The organism is Streptococcus sp. UBA632, from assembly GCF_002300045.1.
Lineage (GTDB): Bacteria > Bacillota > Bacilli > Lactobacillales > Streptococcaceae > Streptococcus > Streptococcus alactolyticus.
Window position 1 is genome coordinate 40,215 of the sequence record NZ_DBPA01000015.1, and the last position, 13,805, is coordinate 54,019.

Sequence of the window (13,805 nt, forward strand, 5' to 3'; positions counted from 1 at the left end):
AGAAAATCTTTGTGAGAGGAAAAAACATGACAAATATTATTTTTATGGGAACGCCTGATTTTTCAGCGACCGTTTTAGAAGGTTTGTTAGCTGATAAGGCCTACAATATCCTAGCAGTTGTGACCCAGCCAGACCGCGCTGTTGGGCGCAAAAAGGAAATCAAAATGACCCCTGTTAAGGAAGTCGCCCTAGCTCACAACCTCCCTGTTTATCAGCCTGAAAAATTATCAGGTTCAGAAGAAATGGCTGAGCTGATGACTTTGGGAGCTGATGGTATTGTGACGGCTGCTTTTGGGCAATTTTTACCAACGAAATTGTTGGATTCTGTTGATTTTGCGGTGAATGTTCACGCATCGCTATTGCCAAAATACCGTGGCGGTGCACCTATTCATTATGCCATTATCAATGGTGACAAAGAAGCTGGCGTGACCATTATGGAAATGGTTAAAGGAATGGATGCTGGTGACATGATTGCCAAGGATGCAACATCGATTACCGATGAGGATAATGTGGGGACTATGTTTGACAAATTGGCGATTTTAGGCCGTGATTTGTTGTTGAGAACCCTCCCTGATTACATTGCAGGTAATATCACCCCTGAGCCACAAGACAGTAGCCAAGCAACCTTTTCACCTAATATTACCCCAGAAGAAGAACGCATTGATTGGCATCGACCAGCGCGTGATGTTTTCAATCATATTCGTGGTTTGAATCCATGGCCCGTGGCCCATACTTTGCTTGACGGCAAACGTTTCAAGATTTACGAGGCAAGTATAGCTCAAGGGCAAGGCAAACCAGGTGAAATCATTGAAAAAGGTAAAAAATCATTGGTAGTGGCCACTAGTGATGGTGCTATTGCGCTGAAAACAGTGCAACCAGCTGGAAAACCACGCATGAGCATTGTGGATTTTCTAAATGGTGTCGGACGCAAACTTGAGGTAGGTGACGTTATTGGCGAATGATTGGAAACAACAAGCACGCGGCGTAGCCTTACACGTTTTAGAAAATGTCTTTGAGGACGGGGCTTATTCTAACATTGCCCTCAATCAAGAACTCAAGCAAAGCACGCTATCACCTAAAGATAAAGCGTTGGTGACGGAGATTGTCTATGGCACTGTCGCGCGCAAAATCACGTTGGAATGGTACCTAGCGCATTATATCAAAGACCGCGATGAGCTAGAACCTTGGGTGTACGATCTCTTGATGCTGAGCCTTTACCAACTCTTGTATTTGGATAAAATGCCTGCGCACGCGGTGGTTAATGATGCGGTGACCATTGCCAAAAAACGCAGCCACCAAAAAGGTGCGGAGAAATTGGTTAATGCTGTTTTGCGTCGCCTTGCTCAAGAAGAACTGCCCAAACCAGCAGATATTAAGCGAAAAAACAAACGCTATTCGGTGCAATATTCTTTACCCGTGTGGCTAGTTAAAAAGCTAATTGACCAATTTGGTGAGAAGCGAGCTTTGGCTATTATGCAGAGCCTCTTTGTCCGCAATAAAGCCAGCATTCGTGTGACAAATCCAGAAAAATTGCCTGAGATTAAGGCAGCCACAGGCGCGGAAAATTCTCTTTTGTCTCCTGTTGGATTGGTAAAAACATCAGGGCATTTTGCTGGGACAAGCTACTTCGCAGACGGAGATATTACCATTCAGGACGAATCCAGCCAGTTAGTTGCCCCAACGCTTGCCATTCAAGGCGATGAAACGATTTTAGATGCTTGTGCGGCACCAGGTGGCAAAACAACCCACATGGCCTCTTACCTCAACAATGGCCATATCACAGCACTTGACTTGTATGACCACAAATTACAACTGGTCATGGAAAATGCCGAGCGCCTTCACGTTGCTGATAAAATCACAACGCAAAAACTAGATGCGACTAAAGTACATGAGCATTTTGCAGAAGATTCTTTTGATAAAATCTTAGTCGACGCCCCTTGCTCAGGTATTGGGCTGATTCGTCGAAAACCGGATATCAAATACAACAAAGACAATCAAGATTTCACCGCTTTGCAAGAAATTCAGCTGCAAATACTTGATAGCGTTTGTCAAACCTTGCGTAAAGGTGGTATAATAACTTATAGTACTTGTACGATTTTTGATGAGGAAAATGTTCAAGTTATTCGCAAATTTTTAGACACTCATCCAAATTTTGAGCAAGTAAACCTGAGTCATACGCAAGACGATATTGTTAAAAATGGTTGCTTAGTCATCACTCCAGAGCAATATCATACCGACGGGTTCTTTATAGGACAGGTCAGACGTATCTTGTAACTTCAAGGAGGAAACTGACACAGTCAGAGGAAAAACTATGAAAATTTCACTTGTAACTGATATCGGACAAAAACGTTCAAACAATCAGGATTTTATTAATAAATTTGATAACAAACAGGGTATTACCTTAGTCATTTTAGCAGATGGTATGGGTGGTCATCGTGCAGGTAATATTGCTAGTGAAATGACCGTTACCGATCTTGGACGTGAATGGGTGAATACGGATTATACCGAATTGAGCCAAATTCGTGATTGGTTCTTGGTTTCATTAGAAAATGAGAACAAAAAAGTTTACGAACTTGGTCAGACAGATGAGTTCAAAGGCATGGGAACAACTGTTGAAGCCCTAGCGATTGTCGATAACAACGTGATTTATGCACACGTGGGCGATTCGCGTATTGGCCTTTTGCGTCATGGAGAATATCAACTTTTAACAAGTGACCATTCTTTGGTTAATGAATTGGTGAAAGCTGGTCAATTAACAGAAGAAGAAGCGGCTAATCACCCACAAAAAAATATCATCACACAATCAATTGGACAAGCTAATCCTGTTGAACCAGACCTTGGTGTTCAGATGTTAGAAGAAAATGATTATTTGATTATCAATAGTGACGGTTTAACCAATATGATTACCAACGACGAAATCGTTGAAATTTTGAATCAAGATAAGAACCTTGATGAAAAAAATAAAGAGCTCGTTAGTCTTGCTAATGATAGAGGAGGACTTGATAACATCACTATTGCTTTAATCCACGTTGAAAGTGAGGAAGTTTAATGATTCAGATTGGCAAGTTGTTTGCTGGTCGTTATCGGATCCTTAAATCTATCGGACGGGGAGGAATGGCGGATGTTTATCTAGCAAAAGATTTAATTCTAGATAATGAAGAAGTGGCTATCAAGGTGCTTCGGACCAATTATCAGACAGATCAGATTGCCGTAGCACGTTTCCAACGAGAAGCCCGTGCCATGGCAGAGCTTAATCATCCCAATATCGTTTCCATCCGAGATATTGGTGAAGAAGACGGACAGCAATTCCTAGTAATGGAATATGTTGATGGGTCAGATTTGAAAAAATACATCCAAGATAACGCACCGCTTGCTAATAATGAAGTGGTCAGAATCATGGAAGAAGTCTTGTCAGCCATGACCCTAGCCCATCAACAAGGTATTGTTCACCGTGATTTGAAACCCCAAAATATCTTATTAACCAAAGACGGAACGGTTAAAGTAACGGACTTTGGTATTGCCGTAGCCTTTGCGGAAACAAGCTTGACCCAAACCAATTCCATGTTGGGAAGTGTGCATTATTTGTCACCAGAGCAAGCGCGTGGCTCAAAAGCGACGGTCCAAAGTGATATTTATGCGATGGGGATTATGTTGTTTGAAATGTTGACAGGTCACATTCCTTATGATGGGGATTCAGCCGTGACCATTGCTTTGCAACATTTCCAAAAGCCTCTTCCATCGATTATTGCTGAGAATAAAAATGTCCCTCAAGCCTTGGAAAATGTGGTTATTAAGGCAACTGCCAAGCGTCTCAGTGACCGTTATGCGTCAACGTATGAAATGAGCCGTGATTTGATGACTGCCCTTTCTTATAACCGCAGTCGCGAGCCTAAGCTTGTTTTTGAGGACACTGAAAGTGCCAAACCGTTACCAAAAGTAACCACAACTACTTCAGTGCCATCAACAACCGATCAGCTATTGCAAAAGCAAAAATCTGCCAAGGAAAAAGAAGGCAAGGACATTGAGGAAGTACCACCACAAAACAAGAAAAAGAGCCATCAAAAAAAATCGCGTCGAATGTCAGGAACGTTGATGAAGATTTTGATTGCTATTGTGGCTATCGTGGTTGCGGTCTTTACTTATTTGACCTTGACAACGCCATCGACTGTCAGAGTGCCTGATGTCGCTGAAACAAGCTTATCAGAAGCCAAGAAAACCATCGAAGAATCAGGACTTGAGGTTGGTGCCATCCACAAAGTTAATAATGATACGGTTAAGAAAAACCATGTCATCAAGACTAGCCCGACAATTGGTTCTGCCAAAAAAGAAGGCTCTGCTATTGACATCTATGTGTCAAAAGGCAGTGCTGGATTTAAGATCAAGGACTACTCAGGTAAGGATTACGAAGAGGCGATAAAAGACTTGGTTGACAATCACGGTGTGTCAGAATCTCAAATCACAGTTGAAAAAGTGACGACTTCTGATTATCCTGAAGGTACTATTATCAGTCAAAGTCCGAGCGAAGGCTCAACCTTTAATCCAAAAGGCGATAAGAAAATTACCTTTAAAGTAGCTGAGGAAGATACCGTTGTGATGCCAAATCTAGTTGGTTACACTTATTCAGAAGCTGTGGCGGCTTTGAATGCTTTGGGTATTCCTAGTTCGCATATAACCGTTTACCAAGCAACGTCAGGAACAAGCAATTATAGCCAAGTACCTGCACCGTCGGCTTCTGCAACGGTTGTTTCTCAAACGCCTTACTATGGTAACCAACTTGATGACAGTGTTACCCTTTACTTCTCAGCAGATGAAGAAGTGACACCAACCACACCGTCTGCGCCAACGACAGAAACGTCTAAATCAAAAGCGTCAAGTTCGGTTCCGTCATCATCTTCATCAAGTAGCAGTAGTGGCACAGAAACACCAGCAACGTCATCAAGCGACACTACTGTGGATAATAGTTCGGTGCCAGAAAGTAGCGAAAACTAGAAGTAAATAATAAACAAAAAAGAAGGTTTCGCACCTTCTTTTTTGCGTTTAAAAGCGGTTCATCGTTTTTCTGGTCTTAGCTGCTGGCAGCTGATTTTTTAAATAGTTTTTGATAAAATGACAGAAAAAGAAAGGGATAGTAATGCGCAAAGTTCAATTTTTCCTCGTTGTCGAAACCGTACTATTGGTGATGGGGCTGCTGACCATCATGTCTAATAATCTATCTAGCTTCATTTTGATTCTTGTTTTGATTTTAATGGCTCTTCGCTTTTACAATCAAGACCAACGCCATAATTTTTTATTGACCATTGGCCTGGTGCTTTTGTTTTTGATTTTGATGTTGAATCCCTACATTATCATGGCTATTGTGCTGGGGGTTGTTTATGTGGTTATCAATCATTTTTCCCAAGTGAAGAAGAAAAATCGCTACGCTTTGATCCGATTTCGTGAAGAAGATTTAAAAGCTAAGCCCATTCGGAGCCAGTGGATAGGCTCGCACACGCATGACAGTGATTTTTACGCCTTTGATGATATCAATATCATCCGTCTGACAGGAAGTGACACGATTGATTTGAGCAGGGTTATTGTGACGGGCAAGAATAATGTCGTGATCATTCGCAAGATTTATGGACCAACTAAAATCCTTGTCCCAATTGATGTGTCTGTTAAGTTGGAAACGGCTGCTATTTATGGTAGTGTCCGCTATTTTGATTTTGAGGAATACGATTTGCGAAATGAATCCTTGAAATTATGGCACGAAGACGAGGAAGCTCTCAAGGTGGTTAAAATCATTGTGAGCACATTGGCTGGAGATATTGAGGTGGTTCGCAAGTGAAAAAACATTATTTTTTGCTATTTATCTTGTATGCAAGTATTATCATCATTTCGATTGTTGCCGTAGTGCTAGACAGCCTTTGCATTCATTTGCGGCAAGTTCTTACCAATTTTTGGGTTGCTAGGAAATTCCTTTTCTCCATTGTCTTTTTAATTCTCGCCGTGACCATTTTGTTGTTGCTGCTGTGGGTGATTATGGATGATAATAGCAAGCGAGGCGTCAATCAAAATTTACGTCGTATTTTAAACAACCAACCACTGGATTTGGATGAAGATACAGAAATCAACACCAATCTGTTACGCCTTTCAAACAAAATGCGGCATTTGACGACTAGTTTACAAAATACAGAAAACAGTCGTATCCAAAGCAGTCAGGAAATCGTGGAGCAAGAAAGAAAGCGGATTGCGCGTGATTTACATGACACCGTGAGCCAAGAATTATTTGCCTCGTCTATGATTTTGTCGGGCTTGTCGATGAATTTGCCTCAAATTGAGCAAAAACAAGTTGCTGTCCAACTGTCAGCTGTGGAAAATATGTTGCAAAATGCCCAAAAAGACCTACGGATTTTGCTGATGCATTTGCGTCCTACTGAGTTAGAAAATAAAACTCTTTCAGAAGGTTTTGATATCCTATTGAAAGAATTAACAGATAAGAGTAATATAGAGGTTGTTTATAAAAAACATATTGGCTCATTGCCTAAAAAAATAGAAGACAATGTCTTTCGAATTGCTCAGGAATTTATCAGCAACACCTTGAAACACGCTAAAGCTAGTCGTTTGGAAGTTTACCTCAATCAGACGGCGACGGAATTTCAGCTCAAAATGGTGGATAACGGTGTGGGATTTGATATGGACGCCAACCGTGAATTGAGTTATGGGTTAAACAATATTGAAGAACGTGTGGATGACATGGCTGGGACGCTGACATTGCTAAGTCAAAAAGGAAAAGGGGTTTCGATGGACATTCGTCTTCCCCTAGTAGGAGGAAAAAGCGAGAAGAAGAATGACCCAGAAGATTAGTGTGATTTTAGTAGATGACCACGAGATGGTGCGTTTAGGCTTGAAAAGTTTTTTGGATTTGCAACCAGATGTTGAGGTGATTGGCGAGGCCAGCAATGGTAAGGAAGGGATTGACCTAGCTTTAGACCTAAAACCCGATGTGGTGGTAATGGACTTGGTGATGCCTGAAATGGATGGGGTTGAAGCAACCTTGACCCTCTTAAAAAAATGGAAAAAAGCAAAGATTCTCGTGCTAACGTCTTACTTGGATAATGAAAAAGTTTACCCCGTCATTAATGCAGGAGCGAAGGGTTATATGCTAAAAACGTCTAGCGCGGCTGAAATTCTAAATGCTATTCAAAAAGTGGCGCGTGGGGATTTAGCTATTGAAACCGAAGTGGATAAAAAAATCAAAAATCACGACCACATTAGAGAATTGCATGAAGATTTGACTGGTAGGGAACGTGATATTCTAAGGCTTTTGGCTAAAGGTTATGACAATCAAACCATTGCTGATGAATTGTTTATTTCCTTAAAAACCGTCAAAACCCACGTTTCTAATATCCTATCTAAACTAGATGTTGATGACCGTACCCAAGCGGTTGTTTATGCCTTTAAACATCATTTAGTTCCTCAAGATGACGAATAATGGTATAATAAAAGGGTACTTGTCTCATTTAGAAAGGAGATGGAAAGAGAAAGCTTAGAAACTCTTTCCGCAGTGATAAGATGGATGCAAAGCTAAAATACAAAGCCAAAAAAGTAAAAATTGTCTTTTTTGATATTGACGATACCTTGCGTGTCAAAGCGACAGGGTATATGCCAGAGTCTATTCAATACGTGTTTAAAAGCCTAAAAGACAAAGGTATTTTGACAGGAATTGCTTCAGGACGTGCTCTTTATGGTGTGGTTCCAGAAATCAAAGCCTTGGAGCCTGATTATTTTGTCACTATTAACGGGACTTACGTTGTTGATAAAAAAGGGCAAGAGATTGTAAATAACCCATTGCCACGCGATATTGTTGCCAAATACGTTGAATGGGCAAAATCAGAAGGTATCGAGTACGGTTTTGCAGGTAAGGACAAGCCTGTGGTATCCAAACGTTGCGACCTAGTTGACAATGCTTTGGAACCTGTTTATGGCATTTGCGACGTTGACTCTGATTTTTACCTCACTAATGATGTTTACCATATGTGGACGTTTTCTGAGCGCAATGACCAATTGCAATTGCCAGAAGAGTTAGCGTCACAAATTCGTCTAGTGCCTTGGCATGAGCATTCATCTGATGTCGTTCAAAAAGACATTTCAAAAGCCTCAGGGGTGGCTCATGTTCTTGAAAAGAACAATTGGAAACCTCTAAATGCCATGATGTTTGGCGATGGACCAAATGACATGGAAATATTTGACTATGTTGGCTTGACTGTAGCAATGGGAAATGCCGTCCCTGAACTCAAAGAAAAAGCTGACTTTGTCACAAAAACAGTAGAAGAAGATGGCATTTTATATGCCTTGGAGGAATTCGGTTTGGTAGAAAAACAATTACATTTTCCACAAGTTGATCTTGAAAACGTTGAAGGTCCAGTAGCAATTATTAAAACAAATCATGGGGATATGAAGATGAAACTCTTCCCAGAACACGCTCCAAAAACCGTAGCTAACTTTGTTGCTTTGGCAAAAGACGGTTATTATGATGGCATCATTTTCCACCGTATTATTCCTGAATTCATGATTCAAGGTGGTGACCCAACAGGTACTGGTATGGGTGGCCAATCTATCTATGGCGATAGCTTTGAAGATGAATTTTCAGAAGAACTTTACAATGTTCGTGGTGCTCTTTCAATGGCCAATGCTGGCCCAAACACTAACGGTAGCCAATTCTTCATCGTTCAAAATAGCAAAATTCCATATGCTCAAAAAGAATTGGAACGCGGTGGCTGGCCAAAACCAATCGCTGAATTGTATGCTGCTAAAGGTGGGACACCACACCTTGACCGTCGCCACACTGTCTTTGGACAAATTATGGATGACGCTTCATACAAAGTATTGGATGAGATTGCCAATGTTGAGACAGGAGCTCAAGACCGCCCGGTTGAAGATGTTGTCATCGAAACAATTGAGGTAGTGGATGAATGAAAATTGGTGACAAACTCACTGGAACAATAACAGGTATAAAACCTTATGGTGCCTTTGTTGCCTTAGATAATGGGACGACAGGTCTGATTCACATTTCAGAAATCAAGTCAGGATATGTGGATAATATCCATCAATTTCTCAAAATCGGTGAGCAGGTCTTGGTTCAGGTGGTGGATTTTGACGAATACACCAAAAAAGTGAGCCTATCGCTTCGTACGCTCGAAGAAGGCAAAAACTACGGCCATCGCCACCATCGTTTTTCAAACAGTCACTATAAAATCGGCTTTGAACCTTTAGAGCAGCACTTGCCCATTTGGATTGAAGAAAGTTTGAAAACCTTATCTAAAGAAGACTAAAAAAACACCGTGCTAGTAAGCTTAAAGCTCTAGCGCGGTGTTTTTGGTTTATATAGAGAGAAGCTGTAAATGGCAAGTTCAAGCTATTAATCGTTAAAATCGTACAAAGTTGTTGAGAGGTAGCGTTCGCCATTATCTGGAAGTAGAGCGAGAACTTTTTTGCCTTTGCCCAGTTCTTTGGCTTTTTCAATAGCAGCGTAAATAGCAGCACCAGAAGAAATACCAGCAAGGAAGCCTTCTTGACTACCCAATTGTCTGCTTGTCGCGATGGCGTCGTCAGAAGTCACTCGAATAATGTCATCATAAGCCTTGACATCAAGAGTTTCTGGAATAAAGCCAGCTGAAATCCCTTGAATTTTGTGCGGACCAGGTTTTTCACCTGAAAGGACGGCCGACTCATCTGCCTCAACGGCATAGACTTTGACATTAGGGTTGGCTTTTTTGAGGGCGTGTGAAACTCCTGTTATGGTTCCACCAGTTCCCACACCAGCAACAAAAGCATCTAAGCCAGTTGGGCCAAAGCTGTCAATGATTTCAGCACCTGTTGTTTCCTCATGAACCGCAGGATTAGAAGGATTGGCAAATTGGAGTGGCAACCAAGCCCCTTTTTCTTTGGCGATTTCCTTGGCTTTTTCAATGGCACCTTTCATCCCTTCGCTACCAGGTGTCAAGACCAATTCAGCCCCATAAGCTCGAATGATTTTTCGGCGTTCAATACTCATGGTTTCAGGCATGACGATGATAACCTTGTAGCCTTTAGCAGAGCCAACCCAAGTCAATCCAATCCCAGTATTACCAGATGTTGGTTCAACAATAGTATCACCAGGTTTGATGATACCTTTCTTTTCAGCGTCCTCAATCATGCGCAAGGCAATGCGATCTTTGACTGATGACCCTGGATTAAAAGCTTCTAATTTGATGTAAACATCTGCAGCATCCTCAGGGACAATGCGATTGAGTTTAACAATCGGTGTTTTTCCAACTAATTCTGTAATCGAGTTATAAATATGTGACATGTAACCACCCCTCGTTGATAAATTGATAGACAAAGTATAATCCCAATAGCCCCATTTGTAAAATACCTATTTTTTATCAAAGTGATAAGAATAGGCTATCACAGGTCAACCTCCACAATTTTAGCCCCTTCTTTTTGGAAAGTGACTTTTCCTTGGTAAAATTCAATGAGTCGTTGGCTGACGTCTTCGACAGCATCAGCGTCGAGGTAAATAAAAGTGGTAACCTGCTCAAGAAAAGTGGTGTCGCATTCTTGAAGGTTTTCTGCTTGCAAAAAGTTAGCAAAAACTTGGTATTGTGGATAAGTCAGCGTGATTTTAAGGCCTTCTTGCTCTTTGACTTCTACAATTCCAATCTCTTTTAAAGCATTGGCTACACTTCCTGAATAAGCCCGAATCAGCCCACCAGCTCCCAGCTTAATACCACCAAAATACCGTGTCACAACAGCAACCACATTGGTTAATCCTTGTTTTTCCAATACGGTCAACATAGGAACACCAGCTGTTCCGCTGGGCTCTCCATCGTCACTCGAACGTTTGATAAGCGCATCTTCCCCAACAATCATAGCCGAGCACGAGTGCGTGGCTTTGTAGTGTTCTTTTTTGACCTCCGCGATAAATTGACGCCCCTCGTCCTCAGTGCTAATCCGTTTCAATTGGCAAATAAAGCGTGATTTTTTAATGTCTTCTTCACAAATTCCGTCGTTTTTAATGGTTTTATAGTTCATACCCAAATTCTACAAAATTTTAGACTATTTGGCAAAAATTTTCGAATAAAGAAGTATGAACTCATTAGAATACTATTATGGAAGATTATTTACTTCAGAACAATTAACAGATGCCTTAAAAAAGCAGGCTAAGGCTCTTCCCGCTATGATAGATCACAAGACTCATGCAGAGTGTTGTCGTTGTGGCAGCAAGGTTTTCTCGAATTACCAATTACAAACAGGAGCCTTGTATTGTCGAGAATGTCTGGTTTTTGGATGAAATACAAATCAGCAGTCCTTGTATTATTTCCCACAAAAGCCATTTCCAAAAGAAGATGTTTTGGTTTGGAAGGGTCAATTAACCCCTTATCAAGAAAATATATCGCAAGGCATGTTGAAAGCTATCGCGGCTAAAAAAGATTTATTGGTCCATGCCGTAACAGGGGCAGGTAAGACAGAGATGATTTACCACGCTATTGCGACCGTGATTGCTAATGGTGGTTGTGTTGGATTAGCCAGCCCTCGAATTGATGTATGCCTTGAATTGTACAAGCGTCTGTCACAAGATTTTGCTTGTAAGATTAGTTTGCTGTATGGAGGATCCGAAAAATACCAACGTGCTCCACTAGTGATTTCAACAACTCATCAATTATTGAAATTCTATCAAGCCTTTGATTTGTTGATTATTGATGAAGTGGACGCCTTTCCCTTTGTGGATAATCATATGTTGTATCACGCAGTCGAGCAATCGCTCAAAAAAGAGGGGAGCAAGATTTACCTCACAGCCACCTCCACAGACCAGTTGGACAAACAGGTGCAAAGCGGTAAATTAGCTAAGCTGCATTTACCTAGACGATTTCATGCGAATCCTCTCGTCGTTCCCAAAAACATTTGGCTGAGTGGTGTTTTAAAGCACATGCAAAAAGGCCAACTTCTTAGAGCCTTCATGAAAATCTTGACAAAACAGCGTCAGACTAAGTATCCCTTACTCATCTTTTTTCCAAATATCGCACAAGGTCAGGTATTTACAAAGATTTTAAAAACGTATTTGCCACACGAAAATATCGCTTTTGTGTCCAGTCAGACGGAAAACCGTTTGGAAATCGTCAATCAATTTAGGCAGCAAGAGTTATCGATTTTAGTGACAACAACGATTTTGGAGCGAGGGGTGACCTTTCCTTGTGTGGACGTTTTTGTTATGCTAGTCCACCATCGCCTATACACCAAAAGTGCCCTCGTGCAAATTTCTGGGCGTGTCGGTCGTGCCAAGGAGCGTCCGACAGGCGCACTATTATTTTTACATGAAGGCATTACGAAACCAATGACTAAGGCAATTGCTGAAATTAAAGAAATGAATAAAAGAGGTGGTTTTTAGTGGAATGTTTGCTATGCCGTCAGGTATTTTCAGAAACAGAACGGTTTTTAAACATTATCTTAATGGCAAAAGACAGTGACGGTGTCTGTTCGACTTGCCAAAATAGCTTTGAAAAAATTGGGGATTCACATTGCCCAACCTGTTTTCGAAAAGGTGAGATAAGGACCTGCTTAGATTGTCATGAGTGGAAAAAATAAGACCATCAGGTTCAACACGAAGCCCTTTTTACCTATAATGCATTTATGAAAGACTATTTTTCCAAATACAAGTTTCAAGGAGATATGGTACTAAGTCAAGTTTTAGCTAAACCAATTAAAAATCATCTGAAATACTACAAAGATTACACCTTAGTGCCAGTTCCTCTTAGCCCAGAGCGGCTAAGAGATAGGCAATTTAACCAAGTTACCGCCTTTTTAGATAGTGCCGGACTGTCTTATCAAGATATTTTAGAAAAGACAGATGTTCAAAAACAGTCAGATAAAAACAGACATGAGCGTCTAAAAAGTCAAAATCCTTTTACCATAAAAAGCCAAAAATCATTGCCAGAGCGAGTCCTCATTGTTGATGATATTTACACAACAGGCGCAACTCTCAAAGGCATTTACGATTTATTGCATCAGGCAGGCGTTAAAAATGTAAAAAGTTTTAGTATTGCACGGTAAACACTTGCAAATTTTCATGAAAGCAGTATAATAGAGTTATAAAAAGAAAGCGCTTTTTTAAAGCAAGAAAGAGGTGGCCTATGATTAAATATAGTATTCGTGGAGAGAACATTGAAGTAACTGACTCTATCCGTAACTATGTCGAATCAAAGCTCGGAAAAATTGAGAAATATTTTTATGCCGAACAAACTTTGGACGCGCGTGTAAACCTCAAAGTTTACCGTGAAAAAACTGCAAAAGTTGAAGTGACCATCTTAGTCGATTCTATTATGCTAAGAGCAGAAGATGTTTCACAAGATATGTACGGCTCTATTGACTTGGTAACAGACAAAATTGAACGTCAAATTCGTAAAAACAAAACTAAAATTGCGAAAAAACACCGTGAAAAATTGCCAACAAGTTATATTTTCACAAGCGAATTTGAAGCTGAAACTGTCGAAGAAGAACCAGCAGCAAAAGTGGTTCGTACAAAACATGTTAGCTTGAAGCCTATGGATATTGATGAAGCGCTTCTTCAAATGGACCTTTTAGGACATGACTTCTTCATTTACACTGACGCAGAAGATGCAACAACAAACGTTCTTTACCGTCGTGAAGATGGACAAGTTGGACTAATCGAAGCAAAATAATGAATTAGAAAATACTCTCAAGTTCATGCCTTCCTTAGAACTTGGGAGTATTTTTTATTTTAAAAAAGTGTTGACAAAGGAAAAGGTATTTAGTATACTGAATAAGCT

The 13,805-nt window shown here is 40.7% G+C and carries 12 protein-coding genes and 2 pseudogenes; 12 read left to right on the plus strand and 2 right to left on the minus strand.

Annotated elements, in window-relative coordinates; all coding sequences use genetic code 11:
• Window positions 1–26 precede the first annotated feature (26 nt).
• The 9 genes from fmt (at window position 27) to B3473_RS01595 (ending at window position 9,311) form a co-directional block, all read left to right on the plus strand.
• Window positions 27–962 carry a methionyl-tRNA formyltransferase gene (gene fmt, locus B3473_RS01555; RefSeq protein WP_154454642.1) on the plus strand — a complete coding sequence of 312 codons (936 nt, stop codon included), beginning with the start codon at window positions 27–29 and terminating at the stop codon, window positions 960–962.
• A complete protein-coding gene (gene rsmB / locus B3473_RS01560; RefSeq protein ID WP_154454641.1) occupies window positions 952–2,274 on the plus strand; it encodes a 16S rRNA (cytosine(967)-C(5))-methyltransferase RsmB in 1,323 nt (440 codons plus the stop codon). Before fmt ends, rsmB begins: the two co-directional genes overlap by 11 nt.
• Window positions 2,275–2,311: 37 nt before the next feature.
• The gene (locus B3473_RS01565; protein WP_154454640.1) at window positions 2,312–3,049 is read left to right on the plus strand and encodes a Stp1/IreP family PP2C-type Ser/Thr phosphatase; all 738 of its coding nucleotides are present in this window, start codon (window positions 2,312–2,314) and stop codon (window positions 3,047–3,049) included.
• A complete protein-coding gene (gene pknB / locus B3473_RS01570; RefSeq protein ID WP_235280521.1) occupies window positions 3,049–4,989 on the plus strand; it encodes a Stk1 family PASTA domain-containing Ser/Thr kinase in 1,941 nt (646 codons plus the stop codon). The genes B3473_RS01565 and pknB overlap by 1 nt, the downstream gene beginning before the upstream one ends.
• A 142-nt stretch (window positions 4,990–5,131) precedes the next feature.
• Window positions 5,132–5,824, plus strand: a complete 693-nt coding sequence (gene liaF, locus B3473_RS01575) for a cell wall-active antibiotics response protein LiaF (RefSeq protein ID WP_154454638.1) — start codon at window positions 5,132–5,134, stop codon at window positions 5,822–5,824.
• Entirely contained in the window at window positions 5,821–6,843 is a 1,023-nt protein-coding gene (locus tag B3473_RS01580) for a sensor histidine kinase (protein ID WP_167829266.1), read from the plus strand. Before liaF ends, B3473_RS01580 begins: the two co-directional genes overlap by 4 nt.
• Window positions 6,827–7,471, plus strand: a complete 645-nt coding sequence (locus tag B3473_RS01585; RefSeq protein WP_154454637.1) for a response regulator transcription factor — start codon at window positions 6,827–6,829, stop codon at window positions 7,469–7,471. Before B3473_RS01580 ends, B3473_RS01585 begins: the two co-directional genes overlap by 17 nt.
• A gap of 80 nt (window positions 7,472–7,551) precedes the next feature.
• Window positions 7,552–8,955 (plus strand): bifunctional Cof-type HAD-IIB family hydrolase/peptidylprolyl isomerase, encoded by a 1,404-nt coding sequence (locus B3473_RS01590; RefSeq protein ID WP_154454636.1) that lies wholly within the window; start codon window positions 7,552–7,554, stop codon window positions 8,953–8,955.
• Entirely contained in the window at window positions 8,952–9,311 is a 360-nt protein-coding gene (locus B3473_RS01595; protein ID WP_154454635.1) for a S1 RNA-binding domain-containing protein, read from the plus strand. The genes B3473_RS01590 and B3473_RS01595 overlap by 4 nt, the downstream gene beginning before the upstream one ends.
• 86 nt (window positions 9,312–9,397) lie before the next feature.
• On the opposite strand, the gene cysK is transcribed toward B3473_RS01595, so the two are convergent.
• On the minus strand, window positions 9,398–10,327 hold the full coding sequence (gene cysK, locus B3473_RS01600) for a cysteine synthase A (protein WP_154454634.1): 930 nt from the start codon (window positions 10,325–10,327) through the stop codon (window positions 9,398–9,400).
• 98 nt (window positions 10,328–10,425) lie between these two features.
• Window positions 10,426–11,052, minus strand: coding sequence for a YigZ family protein (locus B3473_RS01605; RefSeq protein ID WP_154454633.1), 627 nt, complete (start codon window positions 11,050–11,052; stop codon window positions 10,426–10,428).
• Window positions 11,053–11,107: 55 nt separating this feature from the next.
• On the opposite strand from B3473_RS01605, the pseudogene B3473_RS01610 reads away from it, so the two are divergent.
• From B3473_RS01610 to hpf, 3 genes and pseudogenes are all read left to right on the plus strand, one after another.
• A pseudogene (locus B3473_RS01610) lies at window positions 11,108–12,406 on the plus strand (DEAD/DEAH box helicase).
• Window positions 12,406–13,068 (plus strand): annotated as a pseudogene (locus B3473_RS01615) (ComF family protein). The pseudogenes B3473_RS01610 and B3473_RS01615 overlap by 1 nt, the downstream one beginning before the upstream one ends.
• Window positions 13,069–13,148: 80 nt before the next feature.
• Window positions 13,149–13,697, plus strand: coding sequence for a ribosome hibernation-promoting factor, HPF/YfiA family (hpf, locus tag B3473_RS01620; RefSeq protein WP_154454632.1), 549 nt, complete (start codon window positions 13,149–13,151; stop codon window positions 13,695–13,697).
• Window positions 13,698–13,805 lie beyond the last annotated feature (108 nt).